At 67.6% G+C, this 22,839-nt stretch carries 19 protein-coding genes; 4 read left to right on the top strand and 15 right to left on the bottom strand.

Annotated features, from left to right (window positions below; all coding sequences use genetic code 11):
• Nucleotides 1–12 precede the first annotated feature (12 nt).
• Nucleotides 13–324 (top strand): hypothetical protein, encoded by a 312-nt coding sequence (locus tag ACEN9Q_RS01160; RefSeq protein ID WP_495627081.1) that lies wholly within the window; start codon nt 13–15, stop codon nt 322–324.
• Nucleotides 325–367: 43 nt separating this feature from the next.
• Here the strand turns inward: ACEN9Q_RS01160 and ACEN9Q_RS01155 are convergent, their stop codons facing one another.
• The 4 genes from ACEN9Q_RS01155 to ACEN9Q_RS01140 form a co-directional block, all read right to left on the bottom strand.
• Entirely contained in the window at nt 368–775 is a 408-nt protein-coding gene (locus ACEN9Q_RS01155; protein WP_495627080.1) for a hypothetical protein, read from the bottom strand.
• A 121-nt stretch (nt 776–896) separates the two neighbouring features.
• The gene (locus ACEN9Q_RS01150) at nt 897–2,246 is read right to left on the bottom strand and encodes an MBL fold metallo-hydrolase (protein WP_495627079.1); all 1,350 of its coding nucleotides are present in this window, start codon (nt 2,244–2,246) and stop codon (nt 897–899) included.
• Nucleotides 2,247–2,474: a hypothetical protein gene (locus ACEN9Q_RS01145; protein ID WP_495627078.1), complete on the bottom strand. Its 228-nt coding sequence runs from the start codon at nt 2,472–2,474 to the stop codon at nt 2,247–2,249.
• 49 nt (nt 2,475–2,523) lie between these two features.
• A complete protein-coding gene (locus tag ACEN9Q_RS01140; RefSeq protein ID WP_495627077.1) occupies nt 2,524–2,922 on the bottom strand; it encodes a VOC family protein in 399 nt (132 codons plus the stop codon).
• A gap of 114 nt (nt 2,923–3,036) precedes the next feature.
• On the opposite strand from ACEN9Q_RS01140, the gene ACEN9Q_RS01135 reads away from it, so the two are divergent.
• Entirely contained in the window at nt 3,037–3,384 is a 348-nt protein-coding gene (locus tag ACEN9Q_RS01135; RefSeq protein ID WP_056447741.1) for a hypothetical protein, read from the top strand.
• A 128-nt stretch (nt 3,385–3,512) separates the two neighbouring features.
• Nucleotides 3,513–6,452 (top strand): polysaccharide lyase family 8 super-sandwich domain-containing protein, encoded by a 2,940-nt coding sequence (locus ACEN9Q_RS01130; RefSeq protein ID WP_495627076.1) that lies wholly within the window; start codon nt 3,513–3,515, stop codon nt 6,450–6,452.
• A 236-nt stretch (nt 6,453–6,688) separates the two neighbouring features.
• Here ACEN9Q_RS01130 and ACEN9Q_RS01125 read toward each other — a convergent pair whose 3' ends face one another.
• The 10 genes from ACEN9Q_RS01125 to ACEN9Q_RS01080 all read right to left on the bottom strand — a co-directional run bounded on the left by ACEN9Q_RS01125 (nt 6,689) and on the right by ACEN9Q_RS01080 (nt 21,172).
• Nucleotides 6,689–7,507 (bottom strand): hypothetical protein, encoded by an 819-nt coding sequence (locus ACEN9Q_RS01125; RefSeq protein WP_495627075.1) that lies wholly within the window; start codon nt 7,505–7,507, stop codon nt 6,689–6,691.
• Nucleotides 7,504–8,583 (bottom strand): ABC transporter ATP-binding protein, encoded by a 1,080-nt coding sequence (locus ACEN9Q_RS01120; RefSeq protein ID WP_495627074.1) that lies wholly within the window; start codon nt 8,581–8,583, stop codon nt 7,504–7,506. The genes ACEN9Q_RS01125 and ACEN9Q_RS01120 overlap by 4 nt, the downstream gene beginning before the upstream one ends.
• An 11-nt stretch (nt 8,584–8,594) precedes the next feature.
• Complete coding sequence (locus tag ACEN9Q_RS01115) at nt 8,595–10,661, bottom strand: phosphocholine-specific phospholipase C (RefSeq protein ID WP_495627073.1); 2,067 nt, start codon at nt 10,659–10,661, stop codon at nt 8,595–8,597.
• Nucleotides 10,658–12,412 (bottom strand): glycoside hydrolase family 35 protein, encoded by a 1,755-nt coding sequence (locus ACEN9Q_RS01110; RefSeq protein ID WP_495627072.1) that lies wholly within the window; start codon nt 12,410–12,412, stop codon nt 10,658–10,660. The genes ACEN9Q_RS01115 and ACEN9Q_RS01110 overlap by 4 nt, the downstream gene beginning before the upstream one ends.
• Nucleotides 12,413–12,422: 10 nt before the next feature.
• Nucleotides 12,423–15,287, bottom strand: a complete 2,865-nt coding sequence (locus ACEN9Q_RS01105; RefSeq protein ID WP_495627071.1) for a TonB-dependent receptor — start codon at nt 15,285–15,287, stop codon at nt 12,423–12,425.
• Between the two features lie 105 nt (nt 15,288–15,392).
• The gene (locus tag ACEN9Q_RS01100) at nt 15,393–16,568 is read right to left on the bottom strand and encodes a glycoside hydrolase family 88 protein (RefSeq protein WP_495627070.1); all 1,176 of its coding nucleotides are present in this window, start codon (nt 16,566–16,568) and stop codon (nt 15,393–15,395) included.
• A gap of 88 nt (nt 16,569–16,656) precedes the next feature.
• Nucleotides 16,657–18,273, bottom strand: a complete 1,617-nt coding sequence (locus ACEN9Q_RS01095) for an extracellular solute-binding protein (RefSeq protein ID WP_495627069.1) — start codon at nt 18,271–18,273, stop codon at nt 16,657–16,659.
• The gene (locus ACEN9Q_RS01090) at nt 18,270–19,193 is read right to left on the bottom strand and encodes a carbohydrate ABC transporter permease (protein ID WP_082548271.1); all 924 of its coding nucleotides are present in this window, start codon (nt 19,191–19,193) and stop codon (nt 18,270–18,272) included. The genes ACEN9Q_RS01095 and ACEN9Q_RS01090 overlap by 4 nt, the downstream gene beginning before the upstream one ends.
• A gap of 4 nt (nt 19,194–19,197) precedes the next feature.
• Complete coding sequence (locus ACEN9Q_RS01085) at nt 19,198–20,118, bottom strand: ABC transporter permease (RefSeq protein ID WP_495627068.1); 921 nt, start codon at nt 20,116–20,118, stop codon at nt 19,198–19,200.
• A 1-nt stretch (nt 20,119) separates the two neighbouring features.
• Nucleotides 20,120–21,172 carry a LacI family DNA-binding transcriptional regulator gene (locus ACEN9Q_RS01080; RefSeq protein ID WP_495627067.1) on the bottom strand — a complete coding sequence of 351 codons (1,053 nt, stop codon included), beginning with the start codon at nt 21,170–21,172 and terminating at the stop codon, nt 20,120–20,122.
• 307 nt (nt 21,173–21,479) lie between these two features.
• Between ACEN9Q_RS01080 and ACEN9Q_RS01075 the strand changes: the two genes are divergently transcribed.
• Complete coding sequence (locus tag ACEN9Q_RS01075) at nt 21,480–22,175, top strand: PEP-CTERM sorting domain-containing protein (RefSeq protein ID WP_495627066.1); 696 nt, start codon at nt 21,480–21,482, stop codon at nt 22,173–22,175.
• A gap of 49 nt (nt 22,176–22,224) precedes the next feature.
• Here the strand turns inward: ACEN9Q_RS01075 and ACEN9Q_RS01070 are convergent, their stop codons facing one another.
• Entirely contained in the window at nt 22,225–22,800 is a 576-nt protein-coding gene (locus ACEN9Q_RS01070; RefSeq protein ID WP_495627065.1) for a cytochrome b, read from the bottom strand.
• Nucleotides 22,801–22,839: the final 39 nt, after the last annotated feature.

Below are 22,839 nucleotides of genomic sequence, written 5' to 3'. Positions count from 1 at the left end.
AATCTATGCATCATGGCAGCCGCACTCGTGCTGTCCGGCTGCGCCCACCACAAAGCGGCCGAACGCGCCGACTATTGGCGTTCGGAGACGGCCAGCCATCTGCCGGCGGGCACGTCGCTCGACGTTGCCGAGAAGTTCTTTACCGACCGAGGCCTTCAGCTCGTCTGCTGTGTGAACAACGGGACGGGATTCAAACGCTACGCGGTCGAACACGACGTGGCGCAATCCGTTATCACGCACTATGACGTCGCCATTCTCGTCGACACGACGCCGGAAAAACGCGTGTCGAAAGTGACCGTCGAGCAATGGGGCGTCGGACTTTGACGTCGACGCGCCGCGCCATCGACGGCCAGGAAGACTCAGCCGTTCAGTGCCGGCAGCTCAGCTGCAGCGTCTCGTTCTCGCGCGCGACCACCCTCACCGCCTCGCTGTCGCCGCAGCGATAGACGATCCTCAGCCGCTTGGGCTGGCCATGCGCCGGATCGCCGCACAGCTGGTTGCCGGCCAGGACGTTGCCGTGGTTGCGCTCGATTTCAGCGCGCACCGCCCGGCGCGCATCGCACGCCGCGCCGTGCGCGCCATATTCCGCGTCTTCGATGAACACGCGGGGCCAGCCGCGATGCGGACCGCGGTCGCCGCGCGCATCGCGCTGGCCGGCCGCGTAACCGTCGTCGTAGCCACGGCGATATTCGGCGCTCTGCGCGAACGCGGACGCCGACGCGGCGGTCAGCGCGAGGATGGCGGCAATGCGCATGACAGGTACGTTGATGTTCATTGTTCTCTCCTGATCGAATGATGACGGATGCTACCGCGCCGGCCCGGCGCGGTCTGTACGCATGGCCACAGTGTGTCAGGTCAGGGTGGGAAAAGCTGTCGGTGCCGCTGTAAGAGACGTTTCAGTCTGTAAGGCCTAGCAGGCGCCGCAACTGCGCGCGCTGGTAGGCGCCGAAGCCGTCGCTGAACAGGCAGCGGATCAGCGGATCGTCGACCACGTCGGCCTCCGCCAGTTCGCGCTCGGTGCCGGCATCGAATACGGCATCGTTGATCCGCATGTACATCGACGTCAGCGACTCGCCAAGGGCCAGCGCCGCGTACAGCTTCGCGGCGGGAACGTCGGTGGCCCAGCCGAGCGGACCGCCCGCGGCGTCGACCGGCGTTGCGTGGCTGCCGTCCAGGCGGTAGCGGAAGCGCGTGACCTCGCCCGCGTGATCGTGGACCGACAATTGCCAGATGCGGGGACTGTCGAAATACTCGCCGGCGGCGTCAAGGCCGGCATATTTCTCCGGCACGCCGGTGCGGCAGTAGTCCAGCACGCGCGTCCACTGCGCTGCCGTCAGTGCCGGGAAATGGCGGGCGACGTCGCTCGTGGGCGGTGCGTCCGCATTGCCTTCGTAGACGTAGTCGACGTCCTGGTCGCCGACCGGGATGACCCAGTCCAGCGGCGGCGCCGGATGCAAGCCGTCGGCATCGAGCCGCATCGACACGCCGGGGTCCATGCGCACCACCCGCGCCTGCGGCAGCGCCGCCCCGACCTCCTGCGCGAACCGGGCATACGAGATCGGGAAGAAGGCGCGGTTGTACCACGACCACGGCTCGAGCGCGAACTGGCAGGAACTCGGCACGACATAGCGCGGCGCCAGCGCGCGCAGCTGGTCCAGCGCGTCGTCCGGCAGCGCGGGCGGCGCGGGCGCGTGGCGCGTTGGCGCCAGCACCTCGAGTTCGCGCATGGTCTGGAATGGCCACAGCACGAGGTCCCAGGGTGCCTCGTCGACGAGGCGCGCGAGCGTCGCATCGTCGATCCAGGAGTCGACCACATTCAATACATTCAGTCCCGCGGCCCGGACCTGGAACATCGAGTCCACGTCGGCATCCATCGCTTCGCGCGGCACGACCCGGAACGGGCCGACGTCCACCGGCTGGTCCAGGCGCAGCGCGTGCACGCTGGTAAAACCCAGCTGGCGCACCATGTCGAACAGGTCGTCGAACAGGCAGTAGAGGTAGAGCGGCGTCGCGCGGTCCAGCAGGTCCAGGCTCTCGAGCGAGCAGTGGTCGTCGTGGAAGTGCGAGATGAACACGGCATCGAAGCGCTGGCGCCGGATCAGGCCGACGTCGAAGCGCACGTCCGGAAACGCGTGGCAGTTGCGGCTGAACGGGTTTTCGAAGATGGTGTCGAACGCGATGCGCGCGCCGCCGCATTCGAACACGTAGCCCGCGTGCAGGATCCTCGATACCGTCAGCGCGGCCATTCAGTCCAGCCGCTTGAGCCGCTGGCCCAGGATGCCCCAGCGGCAGTCGGCGCCGTCCAGCCGGGCGCACAACGCCCAGCCGGTGCCGATCTTCTCGACGGTGACGGCGGTTTCGATTTCCTTGGCGAGCTTTTCGGCCCACATGCTCGCGGCACCCCGGCCCTTGAAGAGCTCCTTGCCGTCGTAGATGACGGTGGCGTCGAATACGGGCATGGCGAATACGGTCATGGCTACCTCTGGTTGATGCGCGGACCGCTATCCTACCATTCCGGCCCGCTCAGCCCTGCGGCGCCATCCAGACGAGATTCCACAAATGGCCGTCGAGGTCCTCGAAGCCCTGGTCGTACATGAAGCCGTGGTCTTCGGGCGGATGCGGGATGCGCGCGCCGGCGGCGGTGGCCTTCGCGATCAGGCTGTCCACTTCGTCCCGGCTCTCGCAGCTCAGGCAGATGATCACCTCGTTGGCCTCCTTCGCCCGCACGGCGGGCCGGTTGGTGAAGGAGCTGAAGAAGGCTTCGGTCATCAGCATGACGTGGACCGTGTCGTCCACGACGTCCATGAACGTCGCGCTCTCGTTGCTGAAGCGCGGGTTGAAGCCGAAGCCCAGTGCGGCAAAGAACGCTTTGGATTGGTCCAGGTCCTTGACCGGCAGGTTGAAGATGATCTGCTTGTTCATGATGTCCTCGTGTGGAAAGTGGTTGGATGACGGGTCCTGCATCCTGACGACGAACGGCCGCGCGCGAAATCGACAGGGCTGCGAAAAAAAATCCAGGAATGGTATGCTCCCTCCATGACTACCGATTCCGACATTGAACTGTCCGGCCCATTCCAGGCCCGGGACAGCCAGGGCCGTACCCTCGACGTCAAGGCGATCCGCATTTTCGACGAGGGCTACGGGATCATCGACGTGTACGTGGAATTCAAGGCCCGGCTCGAACCCGGCGCGTACAAGGATACCGTACTGGTACGCCAGATCATCGACCGCCTGCGCGCCGTCGGGTACAAGGGGCCGGACTTCGGCCACAGCGATCCCGGCCTGCAGGAGAGCCGCCTCATCGTGCTCGAGGCGCCCGAGGAATTCGCCCCGTTCGCCAAGAGCCGCGGCTGGAAGAACCTCGCCGAGGACTTCGACGACTGAGCCGCCGTATCACGCCATAACACATCCACCCACGATTTAAAAATATCATGGCCGGGCATGCAAACTGCTCGGCTATCATTTTATGGCGACATTCCGTTAACGTTACCACAAACGATGGAGACCACGCCATGCCCACCCGATTTCCCCTCCTGCTGCTGGCCGCTGCCTTGAGCGCCTGCGGCGGCCCCGCGCAGGACGACGCCGCCGCGCCCGCACAGTCATCGATGTCCGGCGGCGGCCACCTGGAAGCCGCGGCCGCCGACGAATACGACACGCTGCGCGCCAAATGGAGCCTGCAGCTCACGGGCGGTGCCGCCGTCGACACGGCGGACCCGGACGTCGCCGCACAGATCGCGACCATCACGAGCACCGCCCAGGGCGATTGGGACACGCTGCAGACCGCGTCCGGCCGCACGTACCTGTGGAGCGACCTCGCCACGTGGACCAAATCGACGACGGTCACGCAGACCTACAACCGGCTGCTGGCGATGGCGCTGGCGTATTCGACGACGGGCTCCTCGCTCCAGGGGAACGCGGCGCTGGGTACGGCGATCCTCTCCGCGCTGGACTGGATGAACGCCAACCACTACGGCAGCGGCATCACGAAATACGACAACTGGTGGGACTGGGAGATCGGCTCGCCGCAGGCGCTCAACGACATCACGGTGCTGATGTACGGCCAGCTCTCCGCCACGCAGATCGCCAACCACCTCGCCGCCGTCGACTATTACGTGCCCGACCCGACCAGGCGCACCGGCACGACGCTCGTCGAGACGGGCGCCAACCGCCTGGACAAGGCATCCGTCGTCGCGCTGCGCGGCGTGATCGGCAAGTCGGCCACGAAGATCGCGCAGGGCCGCGACGCCATCAGCCAGGCGCTCCTGTACGTGACGAGCGGCGACGGCTTTTATGCGGACGGCTCGTTCATCCAGCACACGAACGTCGCCTACACGGGCAGCTATGGCCTCGTGCTGATGTCCGACATCGCGCGCCTGTACTACCTGCTGAACGGGTCCACCTGGGCCGTCACGGACGCCAACGCGGGCAATGTCTACGACTGGTACGCGAACGGCTACAAGCCGATGGTCTACCAGGGCGCCGTGATGGATGCCGTGCGCGGGCGCGCGATCTCGCGCCAGGCGTCGACCGACCACGACGCGGGCCGCTCGCTGACGGTGTCCCTGGCGCGGCTCGCGCAAGGCGCGCCGGCCGCCAACGCCGCCGCCATCAACGGCACGGTCAAGCACTGGATGCAGCGCGACACGACGTTCGCCAACTACTACAAGGGCCTGTCGCTGTACGACATCGCCAACCTGAAAGGCATCCTCGCGGACGGCAGCATCACGCCCGATCCCGAGCAGATCCAGACCCACGTCTTCGCCAGCATGGACCGCGCGCTGCACAGCTATGCGGGGTATTCGAGCATGGTGTCGCTGTTCTCGACGCGCATCTCGGCCTTCGAATACGGCAACGGCGAGAACATCAAGGCCTGGTGGACGGGCGCCGGCATGACCTATGTGTACAACAACGACCTCACGCAATTCTCCGGCGACTACTGGCCCACGGTGAACCAGGCGCGCCTGCCCGGCACGACGACGGACGGCTCGGGCAGCGGCACGCCGGCGAGCTTCGGCAATTACCCGAACACGTATAACTGGGCCGGCGGTTCGGAGGTCGACAACCTGCACGCGACGGCCGGCCTGCAGTTCTCGATGTCGAAAGTGACCGGCTCCACGCTGCAGGGCAAGAAGTCCTGGTTCCTGTTCGGCGACAAGATCATCGCGCTCGGCTCGGGCATCGCGAACACCGACGGCCGCACGGTCGAGACGATCGTCGAGAACCGCAAGCTGAACGCGGCCGGCAACAACGCCCTGACCGTCAACGGCCTGTCCATGCCGACGACGAGCGGGTGGTCCGCGACGACGACCAGCGTGCAATGGGCGAACCTGGCCGGCAACGTGAGCGGCACCGACATCGGCTACTGGTTCCCCTCCCCCGTCAGCCTCGCAGGACTGCGCGAGACCCGCAGCGGCAGCTGGCAGCAGATCAACACGGGCGGCCCCGCCACGACAGTGACGAACACCTTCCTCAGCCTCGCGCTGAACCACGGCGCGGCGCCGACGAACGCATCGTATGCCTACGTGATCCTGCCGAACTACACGGCGGCGCGCACGGCGGCCTTCGCGGCCAGCCCCACGGTGACGATCCTCGAGAACAGCCTCGATGCGCATGCCGCGCGCGACACGGCGGCCGGCGTCACGGGCGTCAACTTCTGGAACGATGCGACGAAGACCGTCAACGACGCCGGCGGCGCCTACCTGACGAGCAACCGCAAGGCATCCGTCACCGTGCGCGACACGGGATCGGAACTGCACATCGGCGTCGCCGACCCGACGCAGGCCAACACGGGCACGATCAACCTCGAACTCAATCGCAGCGCGTGGCAGGTGATCAGCAAGGACCCGGCCGTGACGGTGACGCAGCTGTACCCCACGATCAAGCTGACCGTGAACGTCAACGCGTCCGCCGGCCGCAGCTACGCCGTGCAGCTGGCGGAAGGAACGACCGTCGCGCTGGCGCCCACCGCCGACACGTATGTGCAGGACGGCGCCGCGGCCGGCACCAACTTCGGCGCGGCGAACACGCTCGTCGTCAAGAACGATGGCGTGGGCTATGCGCGCCAGGCCGCGCTCAAGTTCGACCTGTCCGGCATCGGCGGCACGATTGCGGGCGCCACGCTGGCGCTAATGCCGACGAGCGTCGGGGCCGCGAACACGTTCAGCAACCGCGTGTCGCTGCTCGCGTCGAGCGCGTGGACGGAGACCGGGCTCACGTGGAACACGATGCCGGGCGTGTCGTCCGTGCTCGGTACGTGGGCCGTCGGCGCGGCGGGACAAGCCGTCACGCTGGACGTGACGGCGGCGGCCGTCGCGGCGGCCGGCGGGGGCAAGGTGCTGTCGCTTAAAGTCGATTCACCCGTGAACGTCGGCGCGAACGGGTGGGTGAACTACGGCTCGCGCGAGGCGACGGCGGCGAACCGGCCGGTGTTGTACGTGGTCTATCACTGAATCGGTCCGACGATCGATAACGTGCGTAACCCGTCGTTCCCGCGCAGGCGGTAACCTGATTTTCCGACTCTGGATGCGAACTTGGGTTCCCGCCGCCGCGGGAACGACGGCATTGGTTCCGTAGGGTGGGCACCCCGTGCCCACGCGACGATACGTGGCATGGGATACGCCGCGCCGATGCCGCCGTGCGTTGAACGCGTGGGCTCGGGGAGCCCACCCTACCGGTTCGCGGGCTTTTACGCCAGCACCAATAACCCCTGCAGCGACGAAATGCGCACGGGATCCGACCACGTGTCGAGCAGCGTCCCATCCGCATCGAACACAAGCAGCTGCCGCCCCTTGTGTCCATTGTCCGGCCCATGTCCCTGCCAGTTGGCGACGGCGATGCGGCCGTCGGCGAGCACCTGGAAGGTCGCGTAGAAAAACGGTTCCACATCCACCGGCACCGCGTCCCTGCCGCCGAACGTCTGGACGAGACGCGCGTCCGCATCGAAGCGCGCCATGAACGCGCCGTAGCCGGCCGCGACGAGCGTCGATCCGTCGGCCAGCCGCTCGGCCATCCACGCATGCTCGAAGCCCGGCGCGGCCAGCCTGCGGCGCGGCCGCAGTGCTGCATCCGTTTCGAGGATGTGGTCGTTCGTGCACAGCAGATAGCCGTCGCCCGCGGGCCGCATCAGGCGGACGTAATCGCCTTCGCGCCGCGCCGTCGCGATCACGCGCAGGTCGGCGTCCAGTGTGAGCACGTCGATGCCGTTTTCTCCGCCGTCCAGGTTCATGCCCGTGACGAGCGTGCGGCCGTCGTCCAGGCGGCGCGCTGCCGTCACGCCGGACCAGCGGTCGCACACGCGGACGATGTCGCCGCTGTCGACGTCGATCTCGACAAAGCCGCGCTCGAAGCCGACGAGGGCGCGGTCCGCGCCGATGCGCTGCAGGTCGCGCGCCAGCGGATACTGGTCCAGGTCGCGCTGCCAGCCGGCGGCGCCGTCGCGGGTGTCGATCAGGTGCAGGCGCTGGCGGCCTTCGTCGATCGCGAGGAAGCGCAGGGCGAGCGTCATGACGCCGACAACCCGATGTTGGCGCCGCTGTCCACGTCGAACAGGTGGATGCGCGCGGGATCGGGCGCGAGCTTCACGCGCTGGCCCGGCATCACCCGCACATCCGGCGCCAGCCGCGCGACGATGGACTGGCTGCCGACCTGCAGGCCGACCATCGTGTCCGCGCCGAGCGCTTCGACGACGTCGACGACGGCCTCGATCCCGTCGTCCGCGAGCGCCAGGTGCTCCGGCCGGATGCCGGCGGCGACGGGCTTGCCGTCGAACGCCGCCGCATGCGCCGCCAGCGCGGCCGGCAGCGCCAGCGTGAAGCCGTCGCCGACCAGCGTTCCGCGCGCCAGCCGGCCTTCGAGAAAGCCCATCGCGGGCGAGCCGATGAAGCCCGCGACGAAGCGGTTGGCCGGATGCTCGTACAGTTCGAGCGGACTGGCCACCTGCTGGATGTCGCCGTCCTTCATGACGACGATGCGGTCGCCCATCGTCATCGCCTCGACCTGGTCGTGCGTGACATAGACCGTCGTCACGCCCAGCTTGCGGTGCAGCCGCGTGATCGACGCGCGCATTTCCACGCGCAGCTTGGCGTCCAGGTTGGACAGCGGCTCGTCCATCAGGAACGCATGCGGCTTGCGCACGATGGCGCGGCCCAGCGCCACGCGCTGGCGCTGGCCGCCGGACAGTTCCTTCGGCTTGCGGTCGAGCAGCGCGTCGAGGTGCAACATGCGCGCAGCTTCGTCGACGCGCTCGGCGATCTGCCCCTTCGGCACCTTGTCGAGTTTCAGGGCGAACCCCATGTTCTCGCGCACCGTCATGTGCGGGTACAGCGCGTAGTTCTGGAAGACCATCGCGATGTCGCGTTCTTTCGGCTGCAGGTCGTTGACGACGCGCCCGCCGATCTGCAGGCTGCCGTCCGAGATCTCTTCGAGGCCCGCGATCATGCGCAGGGTCGTCGACTTGCCGCAGCCGGACGGCCCGACGAACACGACGAATTCGCCGTCGCGGATGTGCAAATTGAAATCCTTCACGGCGTGGTAGCCGTTGTCGTAGAACTTGCGGACGTGTTGCAGTTGGATGTCGGCCATGCTGGCTCCTGCTACCAGGGTTGAGTGGACGCGAGGGTCATCGCGGGATCGCTGGTGCCGTCGTAGCCCGTCTCGACGCGGCCGGCGAAGCGCCATGCGGCATCGCCGCTGCGCACCACGGCGTCGTACCACGGGCCGGGCAGCGCCACGCGTTCGACGGCGTGTGCCGCCAGCGCGATCGTGCGCGGTGCCGGGTCGGCGTACGCGAGCATCGTCAGGACCGCTTCGCGCGGGGCATCCGCGCCGTTGCGCAGTTCGAGCACGACGCGGTCGCCGTCGCGCATGGCCCGCACAAGGATGGCCGGCACGCCCGTGCCGCGCAGGCCTCGATGGAAACCGTTCGGCCCGAGGATCCACAGGTCGTAGGCGCCGGCCGGCGGCACCTTGACCGGCACGGCGCTCGCGACGACGGGCGGTGCGGTCAACACGTCGGCCAGCTGCTTGCCCGCCTCCACCGTGTAGCGGCGCGGGATGCGGCCGAGGCGCAGGCGGTCGTACACATGGAACACGGCGCCGGCCGTGCCCGCGTTCGCGAAGGCGAGCGCGATGCCGTCCGGGCGCGGTTCGGCCAGCGCTTCGAGGTAGTAAGGCAGCGCGCGCGACGGCCGCGTGCCCGGCTCCTGGCGCGGCGCCGCCTGCGCGGTCTCCGCCGGCACCTCGATGCCGGGCGTGGCGCGCTGGCGCATCCGCTCCGCGTCGGCCTGCGCCGTGCCATAGACGGGCAGGCGCGGCGCCGACGCGTCGGGCGACGCGAAGTCGAAGCAGCTCGTCAGGTCGCCGCAGACGGCGCGCCGCCAGGCGCTGATGTTCGGCTCCATCACGCCGAAGCGGGCTTCGAGGAAGCGCAGGATCGACGTATGGTCGAACACCTGCGAATTCACCCAGCCGCCCTTGCTCCACGGGGACATCACGAGCATCGGCACGCGCGGACCGAGGCCGTACAGCCTGCCGTCGCGATGGCATTCGTCGGCGCAGCCGATCGTCGACAGCCCCGCGCGCGTGCCGTCCGGCGCGAACGCGGGCGGCGCCGGCGGCGGCGCGTGGTCGAAGAACGCATCGTTCTCGTCGTACATCTGCAGGAACACGGTGCCGCTCCAGACGTCGGGGTCGGCGAGCAGCGCTTCCAGCACCTGCAAGGTATAGGCGCCGCCCTGCACGGGCGTGGACGGCCCCGGATGCTCGCTGTACAGGCGCGGCGGAATGATCCAGCTGACCTGCGGCAGGCGGCCGTTCACGACGTCGTCGCGCAGGCCATCCAGCGTGGCGTCGCGCAAGGTCGTCGATAAACCCTTGTCCGCCAGCGCACACGGCCGCGCGGCGTGCGCTTCGCGGAAGCTTCTGAACGTCTCCAGCATATTGCAGCCGTAGTTGTCCGCCATGTCGTTGTAGACCTTCCAGCTGACGCCCGCCGCCTCCAGGCGCTCCGCGTACGTGGTCCACGTGAAGCCCTGCTCGACGGGGCCGAAGCCTTCCATGCGGTTGTCGATGGCGGGACCGCCGTGACGCCCGGACGGGTCGTTCGTCCCCGTCATCATGAACAGGCGGTTCGGGTTCGTGCCGCCCTGCAGCGAGCAGTGGTAGGCGTCGCACACGGTGAAGGCATCGGCCAGCGCGAACTGCACGGGCAGCTCGGCGCGGGTGTAATAGGCCATCGCCGCATCGGTCTTGGCGCGCGGCCAGGCGTTCAGGCGGCCGTCGTCCCAGGCGGCCTGCGCGTCCGGCCACGTGTGCGGCAGGTCCAGCGCGGGCTGCGCGTTGCCGGCGCCGGCATCGAGCCGGTACGGCATCACGATGCGGCGGCCGTTGTGCTGCTGCCAGACCGTGCGGCCGTCGCGCACGGGGATCGTCATGCGGTCGCCGAAGCCGCGCACGCCGGCCAGCGTGCCGAAGTAATGGTCGAACGAGCGGTTTTCCTGCATCAGGATGACGACGTGGCGCACGTCGGCGATGCTGCCGCCCGTCCCATCCTTGCGGCGCGCCGGCACCGCCAGCGCCTCGCGCAGCAGCGGCGGCATCGCCTCGAGGACGGCGGCGGCGGTGGCGCTCCCGAGGAAGCGGCGGCGTGAAAGACTGGTCATGCTTCTCCCCTGTCCGCATGCAGCGCCGCCGTGCGGCACGCGCTGCCATGCTGTTCGAACACGATCAATTCGTTGCGGCCTTGCCTGAGCAGCGGCGCCGGCACGTACAGGCGGCGCTGCGGACCGCGCTCCCAGTAGCGGCCGAGATTGAAGCCGTTCAGCCACGCCACGCCCTTCGTCCAGCCGGACAGGTCGAGGAAGCAGTCGCCGGGCGCCGCCACGTCGAATGCCGCGCGGTGAAAGCCCGGCCGATTCGTCGGTTCGCCGCCGTACGCGTCAAAACTTAACACGTCCAGATGACGCAACGATAACGGGATCATCTCCCAGTGATACAGCTTGTTGATGCCGAGCCTGACCCAGCCCAGCAGCCCTTTGCGGTCCTGCAGGTCCGGGCCGTAGTTCACGCGGCCCTGGTTCTCGACGAGCAGTTCGATGACGCAGGCGCCGTCCGGCAGCGCGACGTCGATGGCGAGGTCGCCGTCACGTTCCAGCACGCCCGCCGGCACGCCGTCGACGAAGACCTGGGCGCGGTCGTGCAAGCGCTCGGCGGACAGCCGCACGACGCCGGCCGGATGGCGCGCGCGGGTGCGGTACAGCGTGTAGCCATAGTCCTGGCCCAGCGCTTCCATCGAGCGCGGCGCGACCGCTTCGATGGTCGGGCCCAGCCGCGCCGCGTTGTCCGCCAGCGACGCATGGTCGGTGAAGCGGATGGGACCGAGGTCGAGCCGCCGCACCGGCGCCGGCAAGGCCAGCGACGGCAGGTCGACGTACTTGCCGATCACGCGCCGGAACGCGTGGTACTTCGGCGTCGGTTCGCCGTCCTCGCTCAGCGGCGCGTCGTAGTCGTACGAATTCACCGTCGGCTGGTAGCGGCGCGTTTCCAGGTCCGTGTTCGCGCCGTTCATGAAACCGAAGCTCGTCCCGCCGTGGAACATGTAGACGTTGACGGACGCCCCGGCCGCGAGAATCTCGTCCAGCGCGGCGGCGGCATCCTCCGCATCGCGCGCGTGGTGCGGCTCGCCCCAGTGGTCGAACCAGCCGTTCCAGAACTCCATGCACATCAGCGGCGCATCGGGCTGGTAGCGGCGCAGCGTCGCGAACTCGCCGTCCGCGCGCGAACCGAAGTTCGCCGTCTTCCACACGCCGTCCAGCGTGCCGTGCGTGAGCATGTGGTCCGTCGCGCCGTCGGACGTGAACAGCATCGTCTCGACGCCCAGTTCCAGCATCAGGTCGCGCAGCCAGGCCAGGTATGCCCGGTCGCTGCCGTAGCTGCCGTACTCGTTCTCGACCTGCATCGCGATGACCGGGCCGCCGCGCTGGATCTGCAGCGGCAGCAGCCGTGGCAGCAGCGCTTCGTAGAACCGGCGCACGGCCGCGAGGTAGGGCGGATAACAGCAGCGCACCTCCATGTCCGGGTCCGCCAGCAGCCAGGCCGGCAGGCCGCCGAACTCCCACTCGGCGCAGATGAACGGGCCCGGACGCACGATCACGTACAGGCCCAGCGCCTGCGCCGTCGCGACGAAGCGCACGAGATCCGCCATGCCGTCGAAGTCGAATTCGCCGGGACGCGGCTCGTGCACGTTCCACGCGACGTAGGTCTCGACCGTGTTGAGGCCCATCGCTTGCAGCTTCCTCAGCCGGTCTTCCCAGTACGCGGGCGGGATGCGGAAGTAGTGCATCGCGCCGGACAGTATCCGGAAGGGCCGTCCGTCCAGCAGGAAGCCGTTGCCCTCGATACGAAAATCACCCATGTCCCGCCTTTCAATACTTGAAGCGCGCGCCGAAATAGTACTGGCGCCCGCTGCTGTGCAGGGCCGTCGTCGCGGCGAACGGGATGTTCGCGTCCGCGGCGTTGTAGTAGCGCAGCGTCGGATTGTTCAGGTTCAGGCCCTCGAACGTAAGCGTGATCGCCTCGGTCAGCGAGTAGTTGAGCGAGGCCGCCACGGTGCCCGAAGCCGCCGCATAGTTCTGCGACAGGCCGTACAGGCCGGTGCGCGCGGCGCCGCGCCACGAGTACACGAGGCGTGCGCTGAACTTGTCGTTCTCGTAGAAGCCGCCGGCCGTGTACGAGTTGCGCGACGCGCCCAGCATCGGCAGGCCGCTCGCCTCTTTCGCGTCGACGTACGTGTAGTTGGCCTGGATGCCGAAGCCGCCCCACACGGGTTGCTCGTAACCGAATTCGATACCCTTCGAACGTCCGGTCGTCATCACCGGCGAGCTGACCACCGTGCTCACGACCTGCGGCCCGCCGAGCGACGCCGGCACGGCCGTGTTGAGCAGCTGCTGCGTCGACGTGCCCGCACCGACCAGCGCGTCGAAGTCGATGTAGAACAGCTGCGCCGACAACAGGCTGCGCGGCTGGAAGTACCACTCGACGCCCAGGTTGTAGTTGTTCGCGAGGACGGGGCCGAGCTTGGCGTTGCCGCCCGACGCGGTGGACACCGGAATCGCCGCCGGGTTGTAGGCGAAGCCGCTGATGCTGGCGCCGAGCGCGCTGTAGTCCGGACGCGACATCACGCGCGCCGCCGCCGTGCGCAGCACGAGATCCTTCGTCGCGTCGTACACGAGATTCATGCTGGGCAGCGCCTTGGTGTAACTGGAATCCGTCGTCAGCGTGTAGAAGTTGCCGAAGCGTGAACCGGTCGTGAGCGTGCCGCCCGCGGGCACGAAGCCCGCGCAGGCGGTCGCCTGTGCCGCGCTGCCGTACGTGATGCCGTTGGTGGCCGACGGCACGCCGCACGGCAGGCCCGTGTTCGTCGTCACGCTTGTTGCCGTGCGCACGAGGCGCACGCCCGCGTTACCGCGCCAGCGGTCGCTGCCGAAGCGCGCCATCACATAGCCGGACTTCACTTTTTCCTTGACGGTGAAGACGCCGGCCACCGGCTTGTTGAAGGCGTCGTTGGCGTTCAGGTTCGCCTGCGACCACGCCACCACCGCATCCGGGGAGATATAAGGTCCGGTGGCGCCCGTCGCGCCCAGGTTGCTGCCGAAGTCGGACGGGAACTGCGCACCGCCCCAGCCGATGACGGGCAGCGACGCGGCCGACACCTGGCCGTTCTGCGCCGCGTTCTCCGGCAGGCCGGCTTTCAGCGGGCGGGTGCCGGTGCGCTTGTGATCGGAACCGCGCACGCCCACCTTGACGCTATTGACGAAGCCGCTCTCGAAGCTGTACTCGGCGTCGAGCTGGCCGTAGTGCTCGCGGTCTTCGCTGTGCTGCAGGCTGTAGCTCTGGTCCGCGCCGGAATTGCCGGGGTTCGACGTCAGGTTCGCGGCCGCCGCGCCGTTCGGCAGCAGCACCGTCACCGGATCGTTCGGGCCGTTGTAGACATAGCCGGTCGCGGTATTCGGCAGGAACGCATAGTTCCAGTACAGGTAAGTGTCGCCCTCGGCCTTCGTGCTGCCGCCGCGGCCCGTCACGCGCAGGGCGTCGTTGACGCGCCATTTGAAGTCGACGTTTTCATAGCCAGTGCGCGACGCGGCGCTCGGGTTGACCTGCGATTCCAGTTGCGTGCCCGTGGCCGCGCCGGTGTTGTCGAACTGCGCGGACGTCACGGCGCCGTTCGCGACGGTCACATTGGTCGGCACCACGCCGCCGGCGATCGAGTTCGTGGGACGCATGACGAAGCGGTTGTTGGAGTAGCTGGCGTCCAGCTTGGAGCGGAAGATGTCGGCGTTGATCGTGAAGTCGTCGGTCACCTTGAACTCCGCACCGAGCAGGCCGCCGGTGCGCTTGCGCTGCTGCTGGAACAGGCTCTCGATCACTTCCGAGACGAACGGCGTGCCCGCGAGCGCGCCGCCGTTGGCCTTGCCCGCATTCGTCGCGGCGCCGATGCGGCCCCACGTGATCTGCTGGCTGTCGCGCCGCACATTGCGCTTCTGGTCGAACACCTGCAGCATGACCCCGGCCGTGCGGTTCGCGTTGGTCCAGTTGAGGAAGGCCGCCAGCTGCGGGTTCGTCTTGCCGGCCAGGTCGGAATACACGCCCTGCACGCTCGCTTCCGCGCTGAAGGGTTTCTTGCCGTCGAGCGGACGGCGCGTGATGATGTCGACGGCACCCGCGACGCCGCCCTCGACCTGGTCCGCTTCCGCGCTCTTGTGCACGATGACCTGGCTGACGATCTCGGACGGCAGCAGCAGGAAGCTGACGCTGCGCGCCGCGCCCGACCCGCTGGAGCCGGCGCCGCCGGCCAGCTGGTCGCTCGCGTCCCAGTCGGCCGTCGCGACCGAGTGGCCGTTGATCGTCGTGAGCGACAGGCTGGGGCTCGTGCCGCGCATGCTCACGCGGTCGTTCTCGTCGTAGCCGCCCTGCCCGCCGCTGCCGGCCAGCGTGTTCACGCCGGGGAGCTTCTGCAGCGCGTCGGCCACGTTCTTGTCGGGCATCTTGCCCACGTCTTCCGCCGTCACGACTTCGCTCATCGTGTCGTTGTTGCGCTTCTTTTCCAGCGACTTCTGCTTCGACGCGCGGATGCCCGTCACTTCGACCTGCTGGACCGCCGGGCCGTCATGCGCCGTCTGCGCGGTCTGCGCCGAGGCGCTGGCCGTCGCGCCGAGGATGGCGCAGGCGACGGCGATCGCCATGGGGTTCAACGGGTGGTGCACATCACAAGTCTTGTTATTCGCTGCCATCTCCATCTCCTGTCTTGGATTCCACGATATCACTGCTGTCCCGGGCCCGGTATATCGCGCCCGCCCTTGCCGCCATGCGGCGCTTCTTATGTCACCTTGTATGTCCTACCAGTAGCCGTTCGCGCCGTGCAGCACGCGCGCCAGCGCCTCCAGGTAGAAGTAGTCGCCCCACAAACTCGGTTCGTCGATGCCCTGCCCGTGCGGCTTGCTGTACACGCCGTGCAGCAGCAGCGCATTGCTGGCCGGCGCGCGCGCCGCACAATGCGTGACGAGGCCGCGCAGCATGTGCAGCGCCGCGGCGCGATAACGCTCGGCACTCGCCTCGTCTCCGGTCAGGTGATCCGCCAGTTCGAGCAGGCCGCATGCGGCGATCGCGCTGGCGGAGCTGTCCCACGGTTCGCCGCTGCCCGGGCCGAACGCGAGATCCCAGTACGCGATGCCGTTCGGCGGCAGGTGCGCGATGAAGTAATCGGCCTGGCGCATCGCGACCGCCAGCAGGCCGAGATCAGGCGCGTGCCGGTGATTCAGCGCGAAGCCGTACATGCCCCAGGCCTGCCCGCGCGCCCAGCACGAATCGTCGGCCAGGCCCTGCGCCGTGCTGCCGTACAGCGGCGCGCCCGTCTCCGGATCGAAGTGGTACGTATGAAAGCTCGAATCGTCGGCGCGCACGAGGAAGTCGCGCGAGCGCTCCAGGTGGCTCCGCGCGGCGTCGCGGTAGCGCGCGTCGCCGCCGGCGCTGCCGGCCCAGTGCAGCAGCGGGAGGTTCATCAGGCAGTCGATGATCATGCGGCCGCGCTGGGCCGGATCATCGAGGTCGCCCCAGGCCTGGATGATGCCGGCGCGCGGCAGGTAGCGCCGCATCAGGTAGGCGGCGGCGCCCAGCGCGACCGTGCGTGCATGGGCGTCGCCAAGGATGCGCCACGCCGCCACGCACGACGGCATGTACAGGAAGCCCAGGTCGTGGTGATCGATCTGGATGCGACGTTCCAGGCGCGCCTCGAAACTCGCCAGGTGCGCATGCGCGGCGGCGCGGAAGGCCGACTGGCCCGACAGCTCGTGGGCGAGCCACAGCATGCCGGTCCAGAAACCCGTGGTCCAGCCGGAGTTGGCGCCGTCCGGATAGTCGAGCCAGCGGCGCGGCCGGTAGCGGTCTTGCGGCGCCGTATCGTCGGGGAAGCGCGCGCCGAATTCGGCCAACGTGCCCTCCAGTTGGGCCAGGGCCTGGTCCAGGGCGCCGCGGAACAGGTCCCGGTCGGCGGCGTTGAGTAGAAGTGTCGTCATGTTCTTTGCACTGGTATGGAAAGGAGGCGGCGCGCGGACCCGTTAACGTTAACAGATCGGGCCGCGAATTCAGCGGCAGGCGCTTGCGTCATGGTTGCTCCCGCGTCGGCTGGATCGCCTTGCTGTCATAGCGGTCGAGCGCGCGCTGCATCGCGGCGACGACGAACGGTAGGCCGGCCTGGTCGAGCTTGCGCCGATACGCATCGAAGTGCTCCAGCGGCTCGCGGCCCGTGATGAAGCGCGTCGTCATCTCCGCCACATAGATCTTCATGTCGCTCATGATCGCGTTGAACTTGCGCGCGTCAAGGCTCGCCACTTCGAGCGGCGGCAGCAGCAGCTCGGTCGACGCGTCGGACCACGTGCGCACGGCCTCCAGCTGCTCGGGCATCGAATAGAACTGGCGCAGGTAGCGCACGTCCTGCACGAGCGGACCTTGCTGCGGGCGGGCGTGGGCGAAGATCGCCTCGGCCACGGACAGCTTCGGGTTCTTCATGACGAGATCCGTGTAGCGCGGCTCGCCGTTCACCATCGTGTAGCTGACGCCCTCGCGGCCGAAGCTCAACGTCAGGCCGCCGGCCGCCGAATAGCCGTAGTCGAGGAATTTCACGGTCTCCACGACGTGATGGTTGTTCGGCGTGATGGCGGCGCCGACGCCCATGTACTCCTCGCCCGCTTCCGGCCACGTGACGTAGCGCTTGCCCGCGGGGCCCTGCGGATACGGCGTCGCCACCAGTTTGAAGCCGGGGAAGCGCGCGCGGTTCATCGCCGTGAAGCGCGCCAGGCCGCTGCCGTTGTAGCCCGCGTACGCGCCGACGAGGCCATTCGTCATCTTGGCGTCGAACTGGCGCTCCGTCTGCGCCAGGTAGTCTGGATCGAGCAGGCCTTCGCGATACCACTGGCGCATCGTCGCGAGGAAGTCGCGGTAGGCCGGCTGCGCGGGGCTGTAGCAGACCTTCGTGCCGCAGCGGTAGAACTCGGGCGCGAGGCCGAAGGCGCCGAGGAATACCCACAGCGGCGGCGGCAGGCCGGGCACCGTCTTCTCGCCGGGGATCGTCAGCGCGGAGAACGGGATCTCGTCGGCGCGGCCATTGCCGTTCGGGTCGCGCGTCCTGAATGCCTTCAGCACGCGATACCAGTCGGCCATCGTGGACGGCTGCCGCAGGCCCAGTTTATCGAGCCAGTCCTGGCGCACCTGCGGACCCCACACGCTGCGCACCTGCGGGTCGATGCGCAGCATGGGAAAGGCGTAGATCGTGCCGTCGTCCGTGCTGATCTGGCGGTAGACCTCGGGGTGCTTGTCGAGCAGCGCCTGCAGGTTCGGCGCGTAGCGGCGGATCAGGTCATTGAGCGGAATGACGACGCCATCCTTCAAGGCCTTGCTCGATCCGCCCGGATAGCCGAACCAGTCGGCCTCGATGACGTCCGGGTAGTTGCCCGACACGAGCAGCAGGTTGAAGCGCTCGCGCTCCGCGCCCAGCGGCGGATGCTGGAAATCGACCGTGATGCCGGTGCGCTCCGCCAGCACGTGGTAGGCGCTCTGTTCGCCGTACGACTTCAGCGAGACGGCCGCCTTGCCGTTGAAGTTGGCGAACCACGTCAGGTGCAGCGGCTGCTTCACGATCGGTAGCAGGATCGGCTCCGGCGCGGACCGCGCGCAATCCGTTAACGTTACCAGCATCAGCGCAAGAAGACAGGCTTTTTTCATTCCTTGATCCCTCCCGTCAGGACGCCCTTCACGAACCAGCGCTGCAGGAACGGGTACACCGCCAGCACGGGAATCGTGGCCACGACGACGGTGGCGTACTTGATCGTGTTCGACAGCGCCTCGCGGCCGACGGCCTCGCCCGTCATCATCGAATCCGTGCTGCCGGAGACAAGGATCTCGCGCAGCACCAGCTGGATCGGGAACAGGTCGCGGTCGGAGAGATAGATCATCGAATAGAAGTAGCCGTTCCAGTGGCTGACCGCATAGAACAGGCCGACGACGGCGATGGTCGGCATGCACAGCGGGACGTACACGCGCAGCAGGATCGTGAAGTCGCCGGCGCCGTCGATGCGCGCCGCCTCTTCGTAATCCTTCGGCACGGCGTTGAACGCGGCGCGCAGGATGATCAGGTTCCACGCGCTGACGGCGAACGGCAGGATGATGGCCCAGCGCGAATTGAGCAGGCCCAGGTCGCGCACGAGCAGGTAGTTGGGCACCAGGCCGCCGGAAAAGAACATGGTGAACACGATCAGCACCATGAACGCCTTTTCCAGCGGCAGCCGCTTGCGCGACAGGGCGTATGCGCCGCAGCAGGTCAGCACGAGGTTGAGCGCGGTGCCGCCGACGACGATCACGAGCGTGTTGAAGAAACCGCTGCGCACCATCGGGTTGTCCCACACGCGATGGAAGGCCTCCAGCGAAAAACCGCGCGGCAGCAGCATGAAGCCGCGGTTGGCCATCAGCGCGACGGGGTCGGACAGCGACGCGATCAGCACGTAATAGAACGGGTAGAACGTGATGAAGCACAGCGCCAGCAGCACGGCCGCGTTGGCGGCGTCGAAGGCGGCGGAACCCCAGCCCTGGCGCGGGCGCCAGGCGCGGACTTCGGGTTCGGAACGGGAGAGGACTCGGGTCGTCATGGCATCACCAGATGCTGGTGCCGGACCAGCGCCGGCTCAGCTTGTTGGCCACCACCAGCAGGACCATGGCGACGGCGGAGTTGAACAGTCCGACGGCGGCCGCATAGCTGTAGTTCGCATCGAGGATGCCGTGGCGGTACACATAGGTCGAGATCACGTCGGCCGTCTCGTACGTGGCCGGGTTGTAGAGCAGGATGATCTTTTCGAAGCCGACCGTCATCATCTGGCCCAGGCGCAGCACGAGCAAGGTGGCGATGATGGGCAGGAGGCCCGGCAGGGTGATGTGGCACAGGCGCTGCCAGCGGTTGGCGCCGTCGATGCGCGCGGCTTCGTACAAGGTCGGGTTGATGCCCGCCAGCGCGGCCAGGTAGATGATCGAGCCCCAGCCCACGCTCTGCCAGATCTCGGACCCGACGTACACCGTGCGGAACCAGTCCGGATCGTTCATCACGGCCTGCGGCGTGCCGCCGAGGCTCGCGACGATCTGGCCGATCACGCCGTCGCGCGCAAAAAAGTCCAGCAGCATGCCGCTGACGACGACGACGGAAATGAAGTGCGGCAGGTACGTGACGGTCTGGACGAACTGGCGGAAGCGCGTGCCCGTGAGTTCGTTGAGCAGCAGCGCCAGCACGATCGGCGCGGGAAAGCCGACGAGGACATCGTACACGTTGATCAGGATGGTGTTCGAAATGACGCGGCCGACGAACAGGCTGTCGAAGAACTGGCGGAACCAGTCCAGGCCGACCCACGGGCTGCCGTGGATGCCGGAAGCCGGATTGAAATCCTTGAACGCGATGATGGCGCCCGCCATCGGCACGTACTGGAACACGATGAAGTACGCGAGCACGGGCGCCAGCATCACGTACACGCTGCGGTTGCGCGCCAGTTCGCGCGCGATGCGGCGGGAGCGGGAGAGCGGGTCCATGTCAGGCCGCTTCGCGCAACGGTGCCGCGGCGGTGGATTCGCGCACCACCAGCTCGCACGGGAATTCGATGCGGTGCTGCTGCCCTTCCGCGTGGTTGATGCGGCGGATCAGTTCAGCCACCGCGGCTGCGCTGATGTCCGCCAGCGGCTGGCGCAAGGTCGTCAGGCGCGGGTGCAGCAGCGACGCGGCGGGGATGTCGTCGAAGCCGACCACCGACACGTCGTCCGGAACCGCGAGGCCGAGCGAATGCGCGGCGTTGATCGCGCCGATCGCCATGTCGTCGTTGGCCGCGAAGATCGCGGTGGGCGGGTCCGGCAGGCGCAGCAGCTTCTCGGCCGCCTCGAAGCCGGAGCCCTGGCCGAAGTCGCCCTGCGCGACGAGCGTGCGGTCGCTGCGGATGCCGGCCTTGCGCAGCGCCGCCTTGTAGCCGCGCTCGCGCTCCTGGCTCTGGCCCGTGTGCTGCGAACCGGCGATGAAGCCGATGCGGCGGTGGCCCAGCGCCAGCAGGTGCTCGGCCGCGGCCACGCCGCCCGCGTAGTTGGCGCCGCTGACGACGGGCAGGGTCGTATCGGTGCGGCAGTAGTTGACGAGGACCGTCGGCTGGCTGCTCGCCTCGAGGAATTCGATATAGCCGTCCGACAGGCGCGGCAGCACGAACAGCAGGCCGTCGCAGTGGTTGCGGATCATCTGCTGCACGCCGCTGCGGCCGGACGCGCCGATCTCGTCGATCGAGTTGTAGATGATCAGGTCCATGCCGCACTTGCGCAGGCTGACGCTGACCGCGCCGACGATCTCGTTGATCACCGTCGACAGCAGGTCGTTGACCAGCACGCCGATCACGTTCGTGCGGCTGCCCTTCATCATGCGCGCCGACAGGTTCGGCGTGTAACCCAGTTCGCGCGCGGCGGCCAGCACCTTTTCGCGCGTCTTCTCGGCCACGTAGCCTTCCCCGCTCATGGCGCGCGACACCGTCATGACCGACACGCCGGCCTTGCGCGCCACGTCGTGCGACGTGACGTGCGCGGCGCCGCCGCTGTTCTTCGTCTCCGGCATTCCCTGTTCTCCGTCGTGTTTTTTGTTCGAATAGGTTAACGTTACCAGATTTTTCCGAAAACGCAACGGACATTTTGCTCGGCATCGAAAAAGCGCGCGACTTGCGCGCCCTGCTGTTGCATCGCCCTCGTCGGCCCGCTCGGCTGGCGGGCGAAGAAGCGCGGCGGCGGCTCCCGAGATTACATGTCGAAATTTCTTACATTAAATTTCAATTTTCTTTGAGAAATCTCATAACCCTTTGATTTTTAAGCCATGGCACGGACATTGCTTAATGAATTGCAACAAATATTAATTTAAGGAACTAAAAATGTCCCTCAAGAATGTTGCAATCACCCTCCTGCTGGCCCTCGGCGCCGTCCAGGCCAACGCCGCCGTCCTGACCCTCGGCGACATGGCCAACGATGGCAGTTATTCGTCGGACTGCACGTTCTGGTGCGTCGCCCGCTACCAGCAGGTGTACAAGGCGTCGGCGCTGCCGTCGGGCGCGATCGGCATCGACCAGGTCAGCTTTTTCGCCAGCCCGAACAATGGCTCGTCCTGGAACGGCACGTCGACGTGGCGCATGACGCTGTCGACCACGACGAAGGCGGTCGGCGGCCTGAGCGCAACGTTCGACGGCAACGTCGGTGCCGATGCCAAGGTCTTCGATACCGAAACGTTCAGCGGTCCGAACAGCTTCGGTTCCCTGATCAGCTTCAACGGCCAGTTCAATTACGATGCGTCGATGGGTAACCTGCTCGTGGATATCGTGCGCATTTCCGGTTCGGCGCAAGGCGTCGGCGTGGAAGCCAATTACCTTCCCGCGGGTGTGTTCGACCGCGCATACGCGTTCAGCAGCGATGTGACGGCCGAGGGCGTTAACCAGAACTATGGCAACCGCACGCAGTTCCGGTACGGCGCGCCGGTGGTGACGCAAGCCGTTCCCGAACCCGCCAGTATCGCCCTGCTGGGCCTCGGGCTCGCCGGCCTGGTGGGCAGCCGCCGCAAGTCGAAACGGGCCTGAACTGCCGCGACGCGGTGCCGGCGACGGGAGCCTCGGCTCCCGTTTTTTTTCATTGCCGACCTGGTTCGCCGCGCGCCTTGCGGCCGAGCGACATGCGGCGAAACACGCCATCCCTGTCGATCAGTGCATGCTTGAGCGCGCCCGCCACGTGCGCAACGATGAGGGCCGCGAAGAGCCACGCGATGACGGCGTGGATGCCGAAAAAGCGTTCGGCGAGGTCGTGGTCCGGCGCCGCCCACGCGGGCAGCGGCAGGCCGAAGAACGCCGGCGGATGTTTCTGGTGCGACGCGCCCAGGTAGCCGGTCAACGGCATCGCCACCAGGCAGGCGTACAGCGTCCATTCGACCAGGTTCGCGAGGGTGCGCTCCCACGGCGCCACGCTTGCCGGCAGCGGCGCGGGCGGATGCGCCAGGCGCCAGCCGAGGCGCACGGCCACCAGGGCGAACACCATCAGTCCGACGGATTTGTGCAGGTCGAACAGGGCGCCGGCACCGGGGTCGTCCTCCATTGTCATCATGGTCCAGCCCAGGCCGAGCTGGCACACGATGAGCACGGCCACGATCCAGTGCAGGAGCCGGGCCGTGAGGGCGAAGCGCCAGGTGTTCCGGGCAGGGTCGGTGTGCATGTCGCTGACCTCCTTGACGATCGCGCCGTACGCGCCGTA

Source organism: Massilia sp. Masssp93, assembly GCF_059491295.1.
Note: the sequence above shows the minus strand (reverse complement) of the source record. Positions and strands in the feature narration are given on the sequence as shown.